The 18,204-nt window shown below is 60.9% G+C and carries 19 protein-coding genes; 2 read left to right on the top strand and 17 right to left on the bottom strand.

All coding sequences use genetic code 11. The features are described 5' to 3' along the window. Window positions 1-86 precede the first annotated feature (86 nt). From CKW17_RS24875 to CKW17_RS24915, 9 genes are all read right to left on the bottom strand, one after another. Complete coding sequence (locus CKW17_RS24875; protein ID WP_095122313.1) at window positions 87-1,529, bottom strand: efflux transporter outer membrane subunit; 1,443 nt, start codon at window positions 1,527-1,529, stop codon at window positions 87-89. After that, a complete protein-coding gene (locus CKW17_RS24880) occupies window positions 1,526-2,428 on the bottom strand; it encodes an HlyD family secretion protein (RefSeq protein WP_095122315.1) in 903 nt (300 codons plus the stop codon). Before CKW17_RS24880 ends, CKW17_RS24875 begins: the two co-directional genes overlap by 4 nt. Further along, the gene (locus CKW17_RS24885; RefSeq protein WP_007917703.1) at window positions 2,425-2,634 is read right to left on the bottom strand and encodes a DUF1656 domain-containing protein; all 210 of its coding nucleotides are present in this window, start codon (window positions 2,632-2,634) and stop codon (window positions 2,425-2,427) included. Before CKW17_RS24885 ends, CKW17_RS24880 begins: the two co-directional genes overlap by 4 nt. Continuing rightward, window positions 2,631-4,694, bottom strand: a complete 2,064-nt coding sequence (locus tag CKW17_RS24890; RefSeq protein ID WP_095122316.1) for an FUSC family protein — start codon at window positions 4,692-4,694, stop codon at window positions 2,631-2,633. Before CKW17_RS24890 ends, CKW17_RS24885 begins: the two co-directional genes overlap by 4 nt. Beyond that, the gene (locus CKW17_RS24895) at window positions 4,691-5,119 is read right to left on the bottom strand and encodes a MarR family winged helix-turn-helix transcriptional regulator (protein WP_095122318.1); all 429 of its coding nucleotides are present in this window, start codon (window positions 5,117-5,119) and stop codon (window positions 4,691-4,693) included. The genes CKW17_RS24890 and CKW17_RS24895 overlap by 4 nt, the downstream gene beginning before the upstream one ends. A 142-nt stretch (window positions 5,120-5,261) precedes the next feature. After that, window positions 5,262-5,543: a type II toxin-antitoxin system RelE/ParE family toxin gene (locus CKW17_RS24900; RefSeq protein WP_095122320.1), complete on the bottom strand. Its 282-nt coding sequence runs from the start codon at window positions 5,541-5,543 to the stop codon at window positions 5,262-5,264. After that, complete coding sequence (locus CKW17_RS24905) at window positions 5,533-5,778, bottom strand: type II toxin-antitoxin system Phd/YefM family antitoxin (protein ID WP_095122322.1); 246 nt, start codon at window positions 5,776-5,778, stop codon at window positions 5,533-5,535. The genes CKW17_RS24900 and CKW17_RS24905 overlap by 11 nt, the downstream gene beginning before the upstream one ends. Before the next feature lie 94 nt (window positions 5,779-5,872). After that, window positions 5,873-6,118, bottom strand: coding sequence for a DUF2789 domain-containing protein (locus tag CKW17_RS24910; RefSeq protein ID WP_095122324.1), 246 nt, complete (start codon window positions 6,116-6,118; stop codon window positions 5,873-5,875). A 128-nt stretch (window positions 6,119-6,246) separates the two neighbouring features. Further along, entirely contained in the window at window positions 6,247-6,708 is a 462-nt protein-coding gene (locus CKW17_RS24915; RefSeq protein ID WP_038367331.1) for an aminoacyl-tRNA deacylase, read from the bottom strand. A 153-nt stretch (window positions 6,709-6,861) separates the two neighbouring features. Here CKW17_RS24915 and CKW17_RS24920 point away from each other — a divergent pair, with 153 nt between their 5' ends. Continuing rightward, window positions 6,862-7,413, top strand: coding sequence for an NfeD family protein (locus CKW17_RS24920; protein ID WP_095122325.1), 552 nt, complete (start codon window positions 6,862-6,864; stop codon window positions 7,411-7,413). 2 nt (window positions 7,414-7,415) lie between these two features. Further along, window positions 7,416-8,174, top strand: coding sequence for a slipin family protein (locus CKW17_RS24925; RefSeq protein ID WP_077570069.1), 759 nt, complete (start codon window positions 7,416-7,418; stop codon window positions 8,172-8,174). 45 nt (window positions 8,175-8,219) lie between these two features. On the opposite strand, the gene CKW17_RS24930 is transcribed toward CKW17_RS24925, so the two are convergent. The 8 genes from CKW17_RS24930 to CKW17_RS24965 all read right to left on the bottom strand — a co-directional run bounded on the left by CKW17_RS24930 (window position 8,220) and on the right by CKW17_RS24965 (window position 18,105). Then, window positions 8,220-9,800 carry a glycosyltransferase family 39 protein gene (locus CKW17_RS24930; protein ID WP_095122327.1) on the bottom strand — a complete coding sequence of 527 codons (1,581 nt, stop codon included), beginning with the start codon at window positions 9,798-9,800 and terminating at the stop codon, window positions 8,220-8,222. 55 nt (window positions 9,801-9,855) lie between these two features. Beyond that, window positions 9,856-11,463 carry an efflux transporter outer membrane subunit gene (locus CKW17_RS24935; protein ID WP_256586295.1) on the bottom strand — a complete coding sequence of 536 codons (1,608 nt, stop codon included), beginning with the start codon at window positions 11,461-11,463 and terminating at the stop codon, window positions 9,856-9,858. Then, on the bottom strand, window positions 11,460-12,530 hold the full coding sequence (locus CKW17_RS24940) for an HlyD family secretion protein (protein WP_095122329.1): 1,071 nt from the start codon (window positions 12,528-12,530) through the stop codon (window positions 11,460-11,462). Before CKW17_RS24940 ends, CKW17_RS24935 begins: the two co-directional genes overlap by 4 nt. Before the next feature lie 26 nt (window positions 12,531-12,556). Continuing rightward, on the bottom strand, window positions 12,557-14,095 hold the full coding sequence (locus tag CKW17_RS24945; protein ID WP_095122331.1) for an MFS transporter: 1,539 nt from the start codon (window positions 14,093-14,095) through the stop codon (window positions 12,557-12,559). Window positions 14,096-14,318: 223 nt separating this feature from the next. Continuing rightward, on the bottom strand, window positions 14,319-15,236 hold the full coding sequence (locus tag CKW17_RS24950) for a LysR family transcriptional regulator (RefSeq protein WP_016985559.1): 918 nt from the start codon (window positions 15,234-15,236) through the stop codon (window positions 14,319-14,321). Window positions 15,237-15,438: 202 nt separating this feature from the next. Beyond that, entirely contained in the window at window positions 15,439-16,305 is an 867-nt protein-coding gene (locus CKW17_RS24955) for an ABC transporter permease (RefSeq protein ID WP_016985558.1), read from the bottom strand. Window positions 16,306-16,325: 20 nt separating this feature from the next. Next, window positions 16,326-17,186, bottom strand: coding sequence for an ABC transporter ATP-binding protein (locus CKW17_RS24960; protein ID WP_095122332.1), 861 nt, complete (start codon window positions 17,184-17,186; stop codon window positions 16,326-16,328). A 22-nt stretch (window positions 17,187-17,208) separates the two neighbouring features. Continuing rightward, complete coding sequence (locus CKW17_RS24965; protein ID WP_095122334.1) at window positions 17,209-18,105, bottom strand: TauD/TfdA family dioxygenase; 897 nt, start codon at window positions 18,103-18,105, stop codon at window positions 17,209-17,211. Window positions 18,106-18,204: the final 99 nt, after the last annotated feature.

Below are 18,204 nucleotides of genomic sequence, written 5' to 3' on the forward strand. Positions count from 1 at the left end.
TTCCCCTAGACCAGCGCTAGCAATGTGCGCTGAAGGGGCGCTTTGCACGGGGCGCCCCTTCAACACTTCAAAGCATAGCAACGGCCTCAGGGTTTGCTGGGGCTTGGAGCGTGCGTTCGTCCGCTTTCCCAGCCGCCGCCCAAGGCGAGGAACAAATCGATCTGGCTCATCGCAACCTGGGTGTTGGCGGCGGCCAGTTGCGCGGTGACATCGGTGTAGGTGCGCGTTGCTTGCAGGTCGGCGAGGAACGACTCGCGGCCGGCCTGGAAGAAGCGGTGGGTCTGGTCGGCGGCCAGTTTTGCCGATTGCTCGGCATCGGCCAGCGCATCGCGGCGTTGCAGCAGCGCACTGTACTGGGCCAAGCCGGTCTGGGTTTCGCGAATGGCGTTGAGCACTACGCCGTCGAAATGCGCCAAGGCGCCTTGGGTCGCCGCTTCTGCCTCGCGTATTCGCGCGCGGGCGCCGTTGGTCGGCACTTTCCAGCTCAGCGACGGGCCGAAGCCCCAGCGGTTGGTCGACGGATCACCCAAGTCATCGATGAGACCAACAGTGCCGATGGTCGCGCCGATACTGATGTCCGGATACAACTCGCCAGTGGCGACGCCGATCCCGGCGGTCGAAGCGGCCAGACGACGTTCGGCCTGGCGAATGTCCGGGCGACGTTTGAGCAGCGCAGCGCCATCGCCGACCGGCACCAATTGGGCGATTTTCGGCAATTCGGCGCAGGTCGCGGTGCCGGCGGGCAACTGATCAACCGGTTTCGCCAGCAACATCGACAAACGGAACAGCCCGGCCTGACGCGCGGCCTCATAACGCGGCAAGTCGGCGCGCAGGGATTTGAACTGGGTTTGCGAACGGGTGACCTGGGTTTCGTCACCACGACCGGCGTCACGCAGTCGCTGGATCAGCGTGGTGCTTTGCGATTGCAGGTCCAGGGAATGCTCGGCGATTTCCCGTTCTTCATTGGCCGCGCAGACTTGAGTGTAAGCACGCACGACGTCTGCCACCAAGGTGATCCGCGCCGTGTCTGCCGCAGCCTGCGTCGCGTCGGCATTAGCCTTCGCGCCTTCGATGCCACGCTGCAAAGTGCCCCACAGATCGAACTGATAAGAAGCGCTGATGCCGATGTCGCCGACGTTATCGACCGGGACTTTTTCCGGCAACAGGAAGGCCTGTCCGGATTCCTGCAAACGCTGCGCGCCCATCTTCACGCCAGCGCTGAAGCCACCGGCCGCTTCGGCCTCGTCGACTTGCGCACGCGCCCGTTGCAGGTTCGCCGCCGCGACGCGCAAATCGGTGTTGGAGGCCATGGCCTGCTGCACCAGTTGATCCAGCCGCGCATCCTTATAAAGACGCCACCAATCCGCCGGCACCGGCGCCGAGACTACCGGTTTGCCGGCCACGGCCAGTTCACCCTGAAAATCCTTGCGCTGCACCGCCGCATCCTCAGGCACCTGATAGTCCGGCCCGACCATCTGACAGGCCGAGAGCATCACGCCCAACCCGGCGATCATCAGCGCCCTGCTCATTGCGTGGGCTCCTGCTTTTTATCGTCTACTTTTGAGTCTTCGATGATCGACACCGTGGCAGTGCGCCCGGCGATCATGCGGAAGTCTTCCGGCACATCGTCAAAGGCAATCCGCACCGGAATCCGCTGCGCCAGCCGCACCCAGCTGAATGCCGGGTTAACGTTCGGCAGCAAGTTGCTGCCGCTGCTGCGGTCGCGGTCTTCGATACCGGCGACGATGCTTTCAACATGCCCGCGCAGTTTGGCGCGGTCGCCGATCACACGGATGTCCACCGACTGACCGACATGAATGCCGGCGAGTTTGGTCTCTTCGAAATAACCGTCAATGTGAAACGAATTGCTGTCGACCACCGACAACACCGGACGCCCGGCGGTGACGAATTCCTGCGGACGCGGCGCGCGGTCGTTGACGTAACCGTCGACCGGGCTGCGGATCACCGAGCGATCGAGGTTGAGCTGAGCGCTGTCCACGGTGACCATGGCTTCGGCCAGTGCCGATTGCGCGCGAGCGACCTTCGACTGGCTTTCTTCCAGTTGCTCGGCCGGTACGAGGTTGCCGAGGCCACGGTTACGCTTGGCTTCACGCTGGGCCTGGGCGAGGGTTTCTTCGCGATCGGCGACAGCCGCTTTGGCCTGACGCAGGGCCAGTTTGAAACGGTCCTGGTCGATGCTGAACAGCACCTGGCCGCGCTTGATCAACTGGTTGTCTTTCACTTCAACCTGTTGGATCAACCCGGAGACGTCCGGAGCGATCTGGATGATGTCGGCGCGAATGTGGCCGTCACGGGTCCACGGCGCAAACATGTAATACATCACCATGCGCCAGACGAGGACAACGGCAAAAGTCACGATCAGCAGGGTCAGTACCACGCGACCGATGGTCAAAAACGGTTTTTTCATGTCATCAGGTATCGACTGAGTGAGTCCACGCCGTACAGCAGTACCGCGTAGAGGGCCACGTTGAACAATGCCCGGTGCCAGACCAGACGGTAAAAGTGCACGCGCGTAAGCACGGCATGCACCAGCAAAAACAGCACATAAGTGATGCCCATCAACACCAGCAGGGTCGGCAGGAAAATGCCGCTGATGTCCAGATCACCGATCATAGGGGCGCTCCATCGGGCAGCGGTTCTTCGGAGTCGGCACTGGAAACGAATTCGACGCCGGGCAACAACGCCAGACGCAAACCGCTCAAGGCATGCAACAGGTTCAGACGGGTTTCATCGTCGCCGTGGCCATTGAGTGCGCGACGAGTGCGATCGAGGGTCATCAGCAACGGCGCTGGCGCCGGCAAGCGTTCGCCAGCCTTGAGGCAAGCGCGGAAATACTCGCCGACCTCACTGACCACTTGCTGCAACAGCGCGTTCGGCGCGCCGGTCACCCGTGGGGTGTAGGCGAGCAAATCGAGCAGGTTCAGGCCCACCCGCACCTCGCGCATGGCAATGCCGGTGTCCTGGCCGGTCAGGGCCAGACGCGGCAGGTGCTGCATCAGTCGATCGAGCAACTGCACGCCCAATTTGCGGTGTTCGGCAAGGTTGGCCGGTTCGGTCATGTGGACGATGTCTTTCCAGCTGAAGCGGGTCAGGCGTTTGGCCGCCAGTTCGGCGCCGAACGGGCGTGCAACCAGCGTCCAGATAAACGCGAATAACAGCCCTAACGGACCCGCGAGGTTGGAGTTCACGAAGGCAAAAAAGTCCGCGTCGTAAGCACCCTGAATACTGATGAACGACGAGGTGTTGACCAGCGTCAGCAGCATGCCGAGGAAAAAACGCGGCTGCACCGTCAGCGTGCCGACGCAGATGAACGGGATGGAAAACGCCAGCACCAGCATCGGGAAATCATGCAGGTTGGGCAAAATCAAAAACAGATAAAGGCTGGCGAACAGCACCGACATGCCGGTCCAGAAAAAGAACCGGTAAATCTGCGGTGCCGGGTCGTCCATCGAGGCAAAGAAGCTACAGGCCACCGCGGCGAGAATCACCGCACTGCCGCCGTCCGGCCAGCCGAGCAGAATCCACAGCACCGAGGCGGTGATGATCGCCAGAACGGTCGAGGCCGCCGAGTAGAGCATCAGCCCACGATCAATGAACGGCGTCAGACGACCGAGGCGCCAGTGACGGTAGACCGCGCGCCAGCTGTCCTGGCGCTCGCAAAGAATCGCGTCCTGCAGACTGCGGCAGTCCTGCCACAGATCGATGAATTCGCCGAGGCGATAAATCGAATTTGAGAACAGCAATTGCCTGCGATCCTCAAGTGCCTCGGCACTCGGTTGCAGGGCTTCGAGCTGATCTTTCAGCGCTTGCCAGCGGTCGAGATCGGCGTCCTGATGAGCGAGCCATTCGCGGGTGGCGGCCAGCAGGGGTGCGAACTTTTCCACCAGTTCCGGCGTGCGTCGTTCGAGGGCGTAAAGCGAATCTTCCAGCGCATCGATCACTGGCAACAGATGAATCATCCGCCCGCGCAGTTCTTTGGTGTTGCGCACGGTTTGCGGTAGCGCGCCTTCGTGGGGCAACTGGCCGATCATCAATTCGAGGCTGTTGAAGTTGGCGACCATGGCCATGCGCAGGGCGGTGACTTCTTCGGGCTGCACGTCGCGGCTGAGGAATTTCAGGCTATAGGTCGTTGCGTCGGCGAACCACTTGCTCACGGCATCGTTGAACACCGGGGCCAGACGGCGTGGCCAGAACATCGCGCCGACCACGGCGGCAACGGCGATGCCGAGGAAAATCTCTTCGGTGCGCGCCTCCGCCACGTCCCACACCGCCAGCGGGTTATCCACCACCGGCAAGGCAATCAGCGGCAGGGTGTAACCGGCGAGCATCAATGCATAGTTGTTGGCCGTGCGCAGTTGCAGGGACAGGAACAACAAAATGCCCGTCCACAGCGCGATGACCACCACCAGCACGTAAGGGCTCTGCACGAACATCGGCACGAAAAAAACCGCCGCAGCGGCTCCGAGAAAAGTCCCGATGGCGCGGTATAAGGCCTTGGAACTGGTCGGCCCGAGAAACGGGCTTGAGACGATATACACCGTGGCCATTGCCCAATACGGACGCGGCATTTGCATGAGCAAGGCGATGTACAGCGCGATCATCGACGCTGCAAACGTGCGGACCCCGTAAAACCAGTCACGGGCCGGCGGAATGCCGGAGAAAAAACCGTTCAAGAATTAACCACCCATGGCGGGTTGGCCGCCTCAAAAGCTCTGAGTACCCGAAGCGTAGCTTCCAGATCGCTTTGCTCGATGCCTTCGAGCACCTCATGACGCAAGCGCACCAGTTCGATCTCCACCGCTTGCACCAGTTCACGACCGGTGTCGGTCAGGCTCAGACATTTGGCGCGACGATCCTGGGCATCTTCGGTACGGCAGACGTAACCGGCATGGCACAGCTGATCGAGCAGACGCACCAGCGACGGACTCTCCATGCCGGCCGCCTGCGCCACTTGCACCTGGCGCACGCCCTCGCCCAAGCGGCCGATCATCAACAGCGGCACGGCGCAGGCTTCGGAGATTCCGTAGTTGACCAGCGTGGTCTGGCAGATCTTCCGCCAATGCCTGGCGGCCACCACCATGGCACTGCTGATGTTCATCTGGAGAGCGTCGAGATCGTTCGGCAAGGGGAAATGCACACTGTTAGTTTGCTAACTATCAATATCGCATTGGAGGGGAATTTCAGTCAAGTTTTGAAACAAATTGCCTGCTTGCCTGTAGGAATTGGCGCTGAGAGCTTATTCAGCGCTTTTTTGCATTCTCGTAAACACTGCTGCGCTCGCGCTTACCGACTGCGACAACCGAAACAACAACGCGCTCATCGATCACCTGATAAACCAAGCGATAGCCGGAAGCCTTGAGTTTGATTTTGTAGCAGTTCGGCATCCCGTGTAGAGCATCAGCAGAAACCCTTGGCAGCTTCAACCTCTCGCCCAGCTTCTTTTTGAATTGTTCTCGTAGTGTATGACCCAACTTGTTCCACTCTTTGTGAGCGGATGGCAAAAATTCGAGCTTATAGGTCATCCAGGCTTACCGAAATTGGCGTCTCATGGCTGCGGGCGCGAACGATTTCAGCAAGCTCCAGATCATCGAGTCGCTCCATCATTGCTTCGTACACATCCGCTGGCACCATATAGCCCATAACGCGATTGTGGTTAAGAACAGCCACGGCACCGCCATGTGCACCGCTCAGCACAGCGGAAGGGTTTTTCTTTAATTCTGAGACACTGACAGCCATATCGGCCAGAACGCTTTGCATAATAAAAGACCTCAATTGAGGTCGTGATTTTGGTCTATTTTTTGATCCTCAACAACCGTTCCACTCAATTGAATGACAAGAGGTTGGCGTCCAGTCAGCCTTCCCGTCCCTTTCGCAACAACACATCCAACTGATCCACCACCTCCGCCCAATCGGCGTCATCCAGAATCTCGTCACGCAAAAACTCCGCTTGGCTCTTCGTCCAGAAAAACGCATCAGCCAAATGCAGGTCGGGTTTGAGCGGGGAATGGGTGGCGATGAATTTGTCGATGTCGACCGGTTCGTCGGGAAGGCCGAGTTGTTTGAATAGTGATGGGAGGTTGTGTGTTGGGCTTTCCATTGATCAACTCCTTCAAAAATGGGCTGTGTGGAAGATTATTCGCGAGCAGGCTCGCTCCCACAGGGGTATGCGATCAACCTGTGGGAGCGAGCCTGCTCGCGAAGGCGTCAGTGCCGGCGCCACAAAACCTAATCACTCAACTCCCGCACCTCGGCATGCGGCACCATTTTCAGAAACTCCGGCATGCTCATGTGCAGCAGGTAATTGTGGTTGCCCGCCTCCAGGTAAATATCCTTTTGCCGCGTCAGCAACGGGTCGATGACCATGTCCAGGCCATAGGAGCCACCCAGCGGCGGTACCGCGCCGCGTTCGCAGTCGTCGAAGATGTGCGCCAGATTGCTTTCGCGGGTCAGTTGCCATTCGCCGCTGTTGCGCACTTTGCTCAAATCCAGGTGACGGCTGGCCGGCAGCACGGCCATCAGGTAATGCCCGTGGTGGTCGTCGAGGATGATCGATTTGGCCACGCGCTCGGCGGGCACTCCGGCGACCCGTGCGGTTTCCAGGCTGCTGGACGAGTGACGGTGAGCGACGATGTCGTATTCGCAGTGCGCCCGGTTCAGGCTGCTCTGTACTTTTCTTGCCATGCGCATAATGCACCTCGGTGTTGCGCTGAACGGTGGTTGCCGTGTCTTTGAGTCTAGTTCGGCGAAGGGTTGGCGCAGAGAATTCCGCCCACTGGACACATCCGCACATTGATCAAAATTCAACCAGCGCAACCCTCAACTAGACTGTAAGAAACAGCCATGACGCTCGCGGAGGGTCACGTGAACAGCCGATGTTGTGCGCTTGCCTTGCTCCTGCTGATCAGCGGCTCAGCCCTCGCCGCTGACACCCCGTTGCCGCCGATGAGTCCGGCCGGTTTGTGGCTGATCACCTTGGGTATCGTGTTCCTGATCGCTGAAGCTGCACTGCCCAATTACGGCGTCATTGGCCTGGGCGGGATCATCATGTTCGTCATCGGCGCGCTGATTCTGAGCAACGCCGAGTTGCCGGTGCCGATGATGATCGGCCTTGGCCTGATCAGCGCTCTGTTGTTGATTGCGCTGCTGATTCGCGCCCTGAAAACCCGCCCGCGCCACGCGGTCAGTGGCGATGCCGGCCTGCTCGGCAGCGTGACCGCGATCACCACGGTGCAACCGGGCGATGCCCGTAATGGCTGGGTGCAACTGCAAGGTGAGCGCTGGCAAGTGCTCAGCGCCACTCCGCTGCACACCGGGCAACCGGTGCGCGTGGTGGGTCGCAAGGGATTGTTGCTGCAAGTGGCCGCGACTGACGCGGCACCGCTCGGAGAGTGATCATGGGTCTGCAAATCGGTTTTGTTGCGCTGCTGCTGTTGGTGATTGTTCTCGCCGGCTCGACGTTCCGCATCCTGCGTGAATACGAGCGCGGCGTGGTGTTCCAGCTCGGACGTTTCTGGCAAGTCAAAGGCCCGGGGCTGATCCTGCTGATTCCGGTGGTGCAGCAAATGGTTCGGGTCGACCTGCGCACCGTGGTCCTCGATGTGCCGCCGCAGGACGTAATCACCCGCGACAACGTCTCGGTCAAGGTCAATGCCGTGCTGTATTTCCGCGTACTCGATCCGCAGAAGGCGATTATTCAGGTTGAGGATTATCTTTCTGCCACCAGCCAACTGGCGCAGACCACTTTGCGTGCGGTGCTCGGCAAGCATGAACTGGATGAGCTGCTGGCCGAGCGCGAGCAATTGAACATCGACATCCAGCAGGTACTCGATGCGCAGACCGACGCCTGGGGCATCAAGGTCGCCAACGTCGAGATCAAGCATGTCGACCTCAACGAATCGATGGTGCGGGCCATTGCAAAACAGGCTGAAGCCGAGCGCGAGCGACGGGCCAAGGTGATCCACGCCGAGGGCGAGTTGCAGGCCTCGGAAAAACTCATGCAAGCGGCGGAAATGCTCGGACGTCAGCCCGGGGCGATGCAGTTGCGCTATATGCAGACCTTGAGTTCGATTGCCGGGGACAAGAGTTCGACGATTGTCTTTCCGCTACCGATCGAATTGCTCAAGGGCATGGCGGATTTGTCGGGGAAATCCTGAAGGTCAAAAGATCGCAGCCTGCGGCAACTCCTACAGGGGTTGGAGTTAGCCTGCGGGAGGGGTTGGGGTGAACAAGCGCGCTTTGAGTCCGCCGGCGTGGACTTCGGCGCTGACCTGCCAGGTCGCGGGCAAGGGTGAGAACTCTTCCGGGCCGTCGGAGCTGCCGACCAGCCACACTCGACCATTTCCCGGCAACTCAGCGAGGCTGTCCAGATAGACATCGCGCCTTACCAGTGTGCCGAACCCGTACTCATTTGGCCGCGTCGATTGGCCATCGACTTTCGGTGGGGTGAAGAGGCGCACCTGCGCCCCGCTGCGATCGTAGTAGACGTAGCTCAGATACCAGAGCATGTCGCTGGTGACGATGCGGTCACCGGGAAGGAAATGCTGGTTGACGTACGTCACTACCGTGTCGAGTTGATCATGACTGTCGACCGTGGCGTTGTTTTTCACGCCGACCAGTTCCACGCCGACCAGCGCTACCAGCAACGCCAAAGCAAGCATGCGAACGCGGCTATACAAACGATCAATGGCCAACGCCGCGAGCATCGGTAAACCGAGGGCGAATGCCGTCAGATATCGCTCAATGAATACCGGCGTGATGAACGACACCGCGAACACCAGCAACAGCGGAAGACCGGTGTACAGCGCCAGCAGAATGCTGCCGCGCGACACACTGCGATCGTGCATCACAGCAATGACTGCCAGCCCCAACATCGCCAACGGCAACGCCGCGAAAATCAGCCACGGCAAACTTTCGCCATCGTCCTGAATCAGCCATGACCAGATCATCGACGGCAACGACCCCAACGTCACCGCTGGCTCCCAACCGACATCGCCGCCGACTTCGAGTTGTTGCATGTGCTGCATCAAGTCGAGCAGTTTGGGTAACCAGGGCAGATACAGCACGCCGATAGCCAGATTCGCCAGCCACCAGTCCGCACGCTGGATATGCCGGAACCGGTAACCGCGCTGTACGCGAATCGCGATCAGATAAAGCCAGTGACACAGCGCCGCGAGCACGGCGAAATAGTGGGTGTAGAGCGCGGCGCTCGTCAGCAGCAGGTAATACACCAGATAGCGCTGGCGTTGCGGGCGCCGGATCCAGTAAACCAGCGCCAGGCTGGCGGCAATCAGCAGCGCACCGAGCAGCGCGTACATGCGCACTTCCTGGCTGTAACGCACCGCCGTCGGTAGCAGTGCGAGTAACAATCCGGCGATGAACGCGGCGCGGCGAGTGGCCAGGCGATCCACCAGCCACACGCCCAGCCCGACCGCCGTAATGCCGGCCAGCGCACTGAGAGCGCGGACCGCGAGAATGCCGTCCCCGAACAATTCGACCCAGCCATGCAGCAGCATGAAGTACAGCGGCGGATGCACATCAAATGCCGCGTGCTGCCAGATTTCACTCAGTGAATAGCGCGCCAGCAGCAGGCTTGAGCCTTCATCGCCCCAGATTGCTGCCGTCGTCAGGTCATAAAAACGCACGAACGCGGCCAGCGCGAGAATTGGCCACAGCCAGTGATTTTTTACCCAGCGCACCCAACGCAGGCTGCCGAACCAGGAACCGGGCGCGGCAAACGGATCTTGCGTGTCGCCCATTGGTGTGACTCTGTTGACCGCCATCGCTTCCTCTTGCCGCGCCGCAGCGCCACGAGAGTATGACGCGCCAACCTGCCCATCACTTTAGGTCAGCCACGGCGGAACCGTCGATGCCGGTTGGCGCTTTCACGACACCCGGCAACCCGGCGGCGATATTCGCCTCTGGATACACCGATTGCCAACCGCCGCCCAATGCCTTGTACAACCCGACCATCGCCAACGAAACGCCGGTCGAACTCTCCACCCACTGCTCCTGCGTCGCCAGCAGCGCGCCTTGCACGGTGAGGACGTTGACGAAATCAACCACGCCTTCGACGTATTGCTGTTGCGCCGTGCGCAGGGCGATCTGGTTCTGGCGGACGGCTTCGGCGAGGCTGTCGCGACGACGCTGGCTGGCGTTGTAAGCGGTCAACTGATCGTCGATTTCATGCCAAGCGCGCAGTACGGTTTGCTGGTAGGCGACGGCCGCTTCCTGCTGCTGGGCTTCACGCAATTGCAGCACGCCGCGCAGGCGTCCGCCGTCGAACAGCGGCAAACTGAATTGCGGGCCGATGCCGAAGGCCCGCGAACCCCACGAGCCAAAGTCGCTGAGCTGCATGGCTTGCGAGCCGAGGTTGCCCGACAGGGTGATACGCGGATAGAAATCGCCCTTGGCCACGCCGATATTGGCAGTGGCAGCGTGCAGGCGCGCTTCGGCCTGGCGGATGTCCGGGCGGCGTTCGGCCAGTTGCGACGGCAGGCCGATGGCAACTTGCAGCGGCGACTGCGGCACGGCGGCGTCTGTGGATAACTCTTTGGCCAATGCCTGTGGCGGTTCGCCCATCAGCAGGCTGATCGCGTTGATCAACTGCGATTGACGTTGTTCCAGCGCCGGCAAGCGCGATTCGATGGCCGCGACTTGTGCGGCGGCTTCGGCGACGTCGAGGTCAGTCGCCACGCCGTCGGCCAGGCGCAGTTGCGAGAGTTTCAGGCTGTGCCGGGCGACGTCGAGGTTCTGCTCGGTGACGGCGCAAGTGTTTTGTACACCGCGCAGCTGAATGTAGTTTTGCGCCGTGTCAGCGAGCACGGCCAATAACACCCCGCGACGGTCGTTTTCGGCGACTTCGAGGTTGGCGTCGGCGGCTTCGGTTTCGCGGCGCACGCGGCCCCAGAAATCCAGTTCCCATGAGGCGGAGAAACCGGCGTCCCACAGGTTGAACGCGGAATCGCCGTTGTGTCCGGACGGGTCGTTCAGGCCCTCGCTGCTGTTGCGTTTGCGCGCGTAACTGCCCGTGGCGGCGGTGTTCGGATAACGGTTAGCGGTGATCACCTGGCGCGCGGCACGGCTTTGTTGCAGACGACTGCTGGCAAGTTGCAGGTCGAGGTTGCTCTGCACCGCACGTTGGGTGAGCGCGGACAGTTGCGGGTCATGGAAGACTTCCCACCAGCGTTCGTTCAGGGGTTCGCTGACGGCTTGGCTGGGGGCGGACTTGGCGGGTTTGGTCCAGTCGGCGATTTGTGTGGCTTGGGGCTTTTGGAAGTCTGGGCCGACAGTGCAGGCGGTGAGGCTTCCTGTGAGCAAGACACTCAAGATGATTTGCTGCCACTGGCCTCTTCGCGAGCAGGCTCGCTCCCACCTGTTGGATTGCGTTTTCCCTGTGGGAGCGAGCCTGCTCGCGAAGGCGTCGGTTCGATCAACATGGCTCATCGCTGAGTCACCTCACGCACAGACGTCGCCGAACTGGCGGTATCAATACTCGCCTCCACCGACATGCCCACGCGCAATCGTTCAGCCAGCGGCTGGCCAGGCTCCAGCATGATCTTCACCGGAATCCGTTGCACCACCTTGGTGAAGTTGCCCGTGGCGTTATCCGGTTTCACCGCCGCAAAGGTCACGCCCGTCGCCGGGGCGATACTCTCGACACGACCGGTCAGCGCTTCACCGCCGAGACTGTCGACATGCACCAGCACCTCTTGCCCCGGCTGCACGTCCGTCAGTTGCGTCTCCTGAAAATTCGCCACGACATACGCCTGCTGCAACGGCACCACCGCCAGCAGTTTGCTGCCCGGCGTCACATAGGCGCCGACGCGCACCGCACGCTCGCCAATCATTCCATCCTGCGGCGCGGTGATGCGCGTGTAGGAGAGTTCAAAACTGGCGATTTCCAGTGCCGCTTGTGCGTGTTTCAAACTGCCTTCGGCGGCGTCACGCTGGGCGGTAAGAATGTCGACTTGCTTGCGCTCTGCTGCCAGTTTCGCCGTGGCGGTGTCGAGATGAGCCGTGGCTTGATCGATACGCGTGCGCGCCTGTTGCGCGTTTTGCACAGTGCCGGCCCCAACGCCGGCCAAATGGTTGTAGCGATTCAATTCCTGCTGGGCGAAGGCCATTTCAGCCTTGGCCGACACTACCGAGGCTTGCGCCTGAGCGATCACCGAGGTCTGCCGCTCCAGCGTTGCCTTGGCGTTTTGCAGTTGCGCCCGCGCCACCAGGGTTTGTGCATCAGCGGCTTCTGCCGAAGCACGCAGATCACGATCATCGATCAGCGCCAGCAATTGCCCGGCCTTCACTTGCTGGTTGTCTTCCACCAGCACTTCTTTGATGAAGCCGGCCACACGCGGCACCACCAGGGTGTAGTCGGCAGAGACAAAGGCGTCATTGGTGTTTTGCTGGGTACGTTTGCCAAACACGCCGGGCAGCGCCAGGTAAACCAGCACGCCGACCGCCAGTGCGGCAGCGATGGCCACCGCGAGTTTTTGCTTTGCTTGAGTCGTCATAAAAACCTTCTGTTTCAGTGAAGCAATCAGGTCGGCGCGCGCGGCGGATAGATCCGCGTCGGCAGCCAGAAAATCAGCAGGATCAACGCCACTGCGACGCCGGCCATGCACACATAGAGATCGGAAGAAGTCAGCACCACGGCTTGTTCGTGCAGGCGATGGGCGAGGCCCGGGTCGCTGCGATCGGCCAGCGGCGAATTGCCGAGGCTGTCGACCAGCATGGTCGAGTGGAAATGCAGACGCGCGGTGGTCAGCGCCTCGATCACCCCGGTAGCGACCACGGCCGCCAAGCCTTTCACCGTGTTGAACCACGCGGAGGCGAACGGCCCGTCCTGCGGCTGGATGCTGCCCGTGGACAACATCAACAGCGGCAACACCGACATCGGCTGACCGAAGATCTGCAGCCATTGCAGAACATAGAAGTCGTCGCGAATCCACTGCGAAGTCAGCAGCGATCCGCCCAGGCAGGACAGCGCCAACATGCTCAGGCCGATGCCGAGTACCCAGCGGCAATCGACCCAGCGCAGGTTGCACAGCGCGGCCACCAACGGCAGCGCAATCAGTTGCGGCAATGCGGCGATGAGCATGATCGGTGCGGTCTGCACCGGACGATAGCCCTGCACCTGGGCCAGATAGCTCGACGGAATCAGCACCACCGCCAACAACACCACGAGCACACCGGCCAGGGTCATCAAGGCGAACGACAGATTACGGATACCGAGCATCTGCAATTTGAAAAACGGAATCGGCTGCGACCACTCGTTGATCAGGAACGCCACCAGCAACAACGAGCCGGCGCCGAGCAGTCCACAGATCAGGCTCGACTCGAACCAGTCCAGCCGATTGCCCTGCAACAAACCGATCACCAACATGCAGATCGCTGGAAAGCCCAGCAGCAGGCCTTTCCAGTTGAATGATTTGAGGCGTTCCAAACGCAGCGGGTCCTGCGGAATGCCCCACGCGACCATCGCCATGGCGATCAGACAAGGCACGATAATTTGCCAGAACGTCCACTGCCAACCGACATATTCGGTCCACAAACCGGCCAGCGGCGTGCCGAGACCGGGGCCGAATGTCGCCGTCAGCGCGTAGCCGGCCAGGCCATAGAGTTTGATGTTGGCCGGCAAAAAGCGCAGGGCGACGGTCATCAACATCGGCGGTAACGCACCGCCGGCCAGACCTTGCAGGATGCGCATCAGCAGCAGGCTTTCGTAGTTCGGCGCGAATGGACACAGCACGCCGAGTAGCGTGAACAGACCGATCGCGCAGAGGGTGAAGCGGCGCAGCGAGAAGGTCACCGAACACCACGGCGCGAAGGCCATGGCCGCGACCGAGGTGGCGGTGTAGCTGGCGACCAGCCAGGTGCCTTCGTCGTAACCGATACTCAGCGCGCCACGGATGTCGGCCAGGGCCACCTTGGTGACCATCTCGTTGAGGCCCGACACCAGCACCGCCAGCAGCACGCCGACCAGGCCAATGATGATCCGCGCCCCGAACACCGGTGGCGTCGCCGCCTTCGCCGGGCTGGCCGCAGCGATGGGCGCTGCCGCCGTCAGGGATGTCATGAATACACACTCCGGAGGGAAAAATACCGGAGCATCTTAGTCGGGCTTGGCAATGACGAAAATTGACTTATTGGCAGGTTATAAGTGCGCCAGACACAACGATCAACCCCTGTAGGAGTGAGCCTGCTCGCGATGGCGATGTGTCAGTCGATGCAAGTATTGAATGACACACCGCCATCGCGAGCAGGCTCACTCCTACAAGGGTTTTGTATTGGCTGGGGGATTAAGGCTGGGCAGCCAGCCACGTTTCGTCGCAGCAAGCCTTGAGGGTTTCGCGCAGCCAGCGGTGTGCCGGATCCTTATCGAAGCGTGGGTGCCAGGCTTGTGTCAGCATCAAGGTCGGCAACGGGATCGGCAGGTCGAATGAGCGCAGTTTCAAACCCAGGCGACGCACGCTGAGCAACGCTTCCTTGGGCACCGGCAGGATCAGGTCGGAATCAGGCAACGCAAACATCGCCGCATGGAAACTCGGCGCGATCACCGCGACGCGCCGCTCCAGACCCAGCGCATTCAGCGCGGTATCAATAGGACCGCGCGCGATGCCGCGGCGCGACATGCTGATGTGGGAAAACCCGGCGTAGCGCTCGGCAGTGATTTCACCGTCGAGCAATGGATGATCTTCGCGCACCAGTCCCACGAAGTGCGTCGAGAAGAGGTTCTGCACTTTGACTTCAGGGGTGACCGGCCGGGTGTTGCTGACGCTCAGATCGATACGCCCCTCGCGCAGTGCTTCATCGTCGCCATCGCCTTCCGGGACAAAGCGCAATTCGCAGTGCGGTGCCAGTTGATCGAGGGTGTCGAACAGCTTGCCGCCGTACACACCGATGAAAAAATCATTGGCGCGAATGCTGAAACGGCGGCGCAGTGTGCCCAGTTCCACGCTGTCGGCGGAGCGGAACAGCAGCGCGGCCTGCTCGACCACGTCGCGCACTTGTTCGCGCAACTCCAGCGCTTTGGGAGTCGGCACCAGCCCCCGGCCGGCGCGCACGAGGATCGGATCACCGATGGCTTCGCGAATTCGCGTCAGGGTGCGGCTCATGGCGGCCGGACTGAGGTTCATCCGCCGCGCGGCGCCGACCACACTGCCCTCGTCGAGCAAGGCGTCGAGGGCGACCAGAAGGTTCATGTCCGGGAGTTGCATGCTGAGCACTCATGGCTGATCTGGATTGATCTTGGCGCAATGCTAGCAAACATTCTTCAAGTATTGCGGTGGCATGACTGACGCTATCGCGAGCAGGCTCACTCCTACATTAGATCTTCAGTGCCTACAGATTTTGTGTCCTACGCAGATCCCCTGTAGGAGTGAGCCTGCTCGCGATGAGGCCAGCCGCAACGCCACAGAATTACCGCTGCATACCCCAGCGCTTGACCGTCACCCGCTCCAGCGTATCGAACACCAGATTCTCCACCAGCAACCCAATCAGAATCACCACCGCCAACCCGGCAAACACCTTGTCGGTATACAGCTCATTGCGATTCTGAAAGATGTACCAACCCAGCCCACCCTTGCCACTGGTCGCGCCAAACACCAGTTCCGCCGCGATCAACGTGCGCCAGGCAAACGCCCAGCCGATCTTCAACCCTGCGAGAATCGACGGCAGCGCCGCCGGGATCAGGATGAACAGCACCAGTCGCAAACCCTTCAAACCGTAATTGCGCCCAGCCATGCGCAGGGTTTCCGAAACGCCGAGAAACCCGGCATAGGTATTCAGCGCCAGCGCCCACAACACCGAATGCACCAGCACGAAAATCAGACTGTTCTGCCCCAGGCCAAACCACAGCAACGCCAGCGGCAACAGAGCAATCGCGGGCAACGGATTGAACATCGAGGTCATCGTACTCAGCAGATCACGGCCCAACTGCGTCGATACGGCCAACGTAGTCAAGGCGAACGCCAAAACGATGCCGATCAGGTAACCCTTGATCAACACCACCAACGAAATCCACACCTTGGCCAGCAGCTCACCGCTGAGCAGGCCCTCGAACAGCGCGTGGCTGGTCTGCAGGAAACTCGGCAGCATCAGGTCGTTGTTCTGAATCCGCGCGACCACTTCCCACAGCACCGCCAGCACAATCAGGATCAGGCCTTTACGCAACCAGCCCTGCTGCCACAGCCGCGTGCCGAGCGACAGTTCGCGCTCGACCGGCACTTCAGTCAGCGGCTCCAGCACAACTTCGAATTCTTCACGCACAGATGATGAATGGCTCATCGGGTAATCCTCCTGGCCGCTCAATAGGCGATACGAATATCGTTGAAGTCGTGGTCACGCTCGGTTTCCGGCGACTGGCCTTCGTCGAACAGCAGACGATGAATGCGCCGTGCCGACTCCTGGAATGCCACGCCACCGAGGCTGTGCAGATCGTATTGATGGCTGTGCACTTCGGCGCGCACTCGGCCGGGATGCGGCGACAACAGCAGGATGCGATTGCCGACCACCAACGCCTCTTCAATCGAGTGGGTGACAAACAGAAGAGTGAAGCGCACCTCTTCCCAGAGCAGCAGCAATTCTTCCTGCATCTTGCGGCGGGTCAGTGCATCAAGGGCGGCGAACGGTTCGTCCATCAAGAGAATTTTCGGCTGCATCGCCAACGCACGGGCAATCGCCACGCGCGCCTTCATGCCGCCAGACAAGGTATGCGGGTAGGCGTCGGCAAACGCCGCCAGTCCAACCTTTTCCAGATATTGCAGCGCGCGCTCTTCAGCTTCCTTTTTCTTCAAGGTGCGCGACGCGAGCAGCGGAAACATCACGTTCTGTTTGACGGTTTTCCACGGTGGCAGTTGATCGAACTCCTGAAACACCACGATGCGGTCCGGCCCCGGCGCGTCGACGCGCTGGCCTTGCAGACGGATCTCGCCTTCGCACGGTTGAATGAACCCGGCCACCGCTTTGAGCAAGGTGGATTTGCCGCAACCGGACGGGCCGAGCAGCACGTAGCGATCGGCAGGGTCGATTTCAAAACTGACCTGGTGGGTGGCGCGCACCACGCGTTGCGGCGTGCGGTATTCGAGGCTGACATGATCGACCGCCAGCAACGCGTCGCTGCGGGCGATCGGGTTGCTGGCCGCGTGGCCTGGCAAGGGAGCGTTCATGATTTGATCAATCTCCGGCGAATCAGAAAGGCGCGTCGCCCTGAATGGTCGTGCGATACAGCTTGCGGCGCAGGTGCGCGGGGCAGCCGGCGGCGAGATGGATCAGCGAACGGTTGTCCCAGAACACCAGGTCGTGGGGCTGCCACTGATGGCGGTAGATGTTCTGCGGCAGCACGCTGTGGGCGTAAAGCTCGGTCAGCAACTGCTGGCTCTCGTCTTCCGGCAGACCGACGATGCGCGTGGTGAAACCTTCGCTGACGAACAGTGCTTTGCGACCGTTTTCCGGGTGCGTACGCACCATCGGGTGCACGACTTCGGCGACTTGTGCCAGTTGCTCCGGGGTCAGGGTCGGGCGCCAGTTGCCTTCGAATTTGGTTTCGCTGTAACGCGCCGTGTAGGAGTGCGCAGCACTGCGGCCTTCGACTGCTTTGCGCAACGCTTCGGGCAAGCTGTCCCAGGCTTTGTGCATGTCGGCGAACAGCGTGTCGCCGCCCTCCTCGGGCAACTCCTGTGCGTGGAGCATCGACCCGAGGCTCGGCAGCTCTTTATAGGACAGGTCGGAGTGCCAGAACTTGCCGGCATCGCCGAGGCCGATGTTCTGGCCGTTTTCGATGATGTTGGAAACGATGAGGATTTCCGGATGATTGGCCAGCAGGAACTGCTTGAGCACATGGATCTGCAACACGCCGAAGCGGCGGCTGAAGTCGATCTGTTCCTGCGGGGTGATTTGCTGGTCGCGGAACACCACGACGTGGTGATCCAGGTGCGCGCGATGAATGCGTGCGAAGTCCTGATCATTGATCGGCCGAGTGAGGTCGAGACCAATGATCTCGGCGCCGACGGCACCGCTGAACGGGCGGATTTCAAAGGATTGCGGCGCGGCGGTCGCGGCGCTTGGGGAAGCAGTAGCTGCGGACATCTTTCCATCTCCCACGCACGGCGCGCTCACGGGCGCGCTCGTCGATCAGACACTCACGCTGGATTGCGTGTTGGTTCAGGTCGTGCGGCGCGCCGATTG

The sequence above is a fragment of the Pseudomonas sp. Irchel s3f10 genome, from assembly GCF_900187515.1.
In the GTDB taxonomy this organism is placed as follows: domain Bacteria; phylum Pseudomonadota; class Gammaproteobacteria; order Pseudomonadales; family Pseudomonadaceae; genus Aquipseudomonas; species Aquipseudomonas tensinigenes.

Bases quoted from the DNA above. Each gene is read 5' to 3' on its own strand.
- CKW17_RS24875 (WP_095122313.1), bottom strand. From the start codon at position 1,529: ATGAGCAGGGCGCTGATGATCGCCGGGTTGGGCGTGATGCTCTCGGCC.
- CKW17_RS24880 (WP_095122315.1), bottom strand. From the start codon at position 2,428: ATGAAAAAACCGTTTTTGACCATCGGTCGCGTGGTACTGACCCTGCTG.
- CKW17_RS24885 (WP_007917703.1), bottom strand. From the start codon at position 2,634: ATGATCGGTGATCTGGACATCAGCGGCATTTTCCTGCCGACCCTGCTG.
- CKW17_RS24895 (WP_095122318.1), bottom strand. From the start codon at position 5,119: ATGAACATCAGCAGTGCCATGGTGGTGGCCGCCAGGCATTGGCGGAAG.
- CKW17_RS24900 (WP_095122320.1), bottom strand. From the start codon at position 5,543: ATGACCTATAAGCTCGAATTTTTGCCATCCGCTCACAAAGAGTGGAAC.
- CKW17_RS24905 (WP_095122322.1), bottom strand. From the start codon at position 5,778: ATGCAAAGCGTTCTGGCCGATATGGCTGTCAGTGTCTCAGAATTAAAG.
- CKW17_RS24910 (WP_095122324.1), bottom strand. From the start codon at position 6,118: ATGGAAAGCCCAACACACAACCTCCCATCACTATTCAAACAACTCGGC.
- CKW17_RS24915 (WP_038367331.1), bottom strand. From the start codon at position 6,708: ATGCGCATGGCAAGAAAAGTACAGAGCAGCCTGAACCGGGCGCACTGC.
- CKW17_RS24920 (WP_095122325.1), top strand. From the start codon at position 6,862: ATGACGCTCGCGGAGGGTCACGTGAACAGCCGATGTTGTGCGCTTGCC.
- CKW17_RS24925 (WP_077570069.1), top strand. From the start codon at position 7,416: ATGGGTCTGCAAATCGGTTTTGTTGCGCTGCTGCTGTTGGTGATTGTT.
- CKW17_RS24930 (WP_095122327.1), bottom strand. From the start codon at position 9,800: ATGGCGGTCAACAGAGTCACACCAATGGGCGACACGCAAGATCCGTTT.
- CKW17_RS24935 (WP_256586295.1), bottom strand. From the start codon at position 11,463: ATGAGCCATGTTGATCGAACCGACGCCTTCGCGAGCAGGCTCGCTCCC.
- CKW17_RS24940 (WP_095122329.1), bottom strand. From the start codon at position 12,530: ATGACGACTCAAGCAAAGCAAAAACTCGCGGTGGCCATCGCTGCCGCA.
- CKW17_RS24945 (WP_095122331.1), bottom strand. From the start codon at position 14,095: ATGACATCCCTGACGGCGGCAGCGCCCATCGCTGCGGCCAGCCCGGCG.
- CKW17_RS24950 (WP_016985559.1), bottom strand. From the start codon at position 15,236: ATGCAACTCCCGGACATGAACCTTCTGGTCGCCCTCGACGCCTTGCTC.
- CKW17_RS24955 (WP_016985558.1), bottom strand. From the start codon at position 16,305: ATGAGCCATTCATCATCTGTGCGTGAAGAATTCGAAGTTGTGCTGGAG.
- CKW17_RS24960 (WP_095122332.1), bottom strand. From the start codon at position 17,186: ATGAACGCTCCCTTGCCAGGCCACGCGGCCAGCAACCCGATCGCCCGC.
- CKW17_RS24965 (WP_095122334.1), bottom strand. From the start codon at position 18,105: ATGTCCGCAGCTACTGCTTCCCCAAGCGCCGCGACCGCCGCGCCGCAA.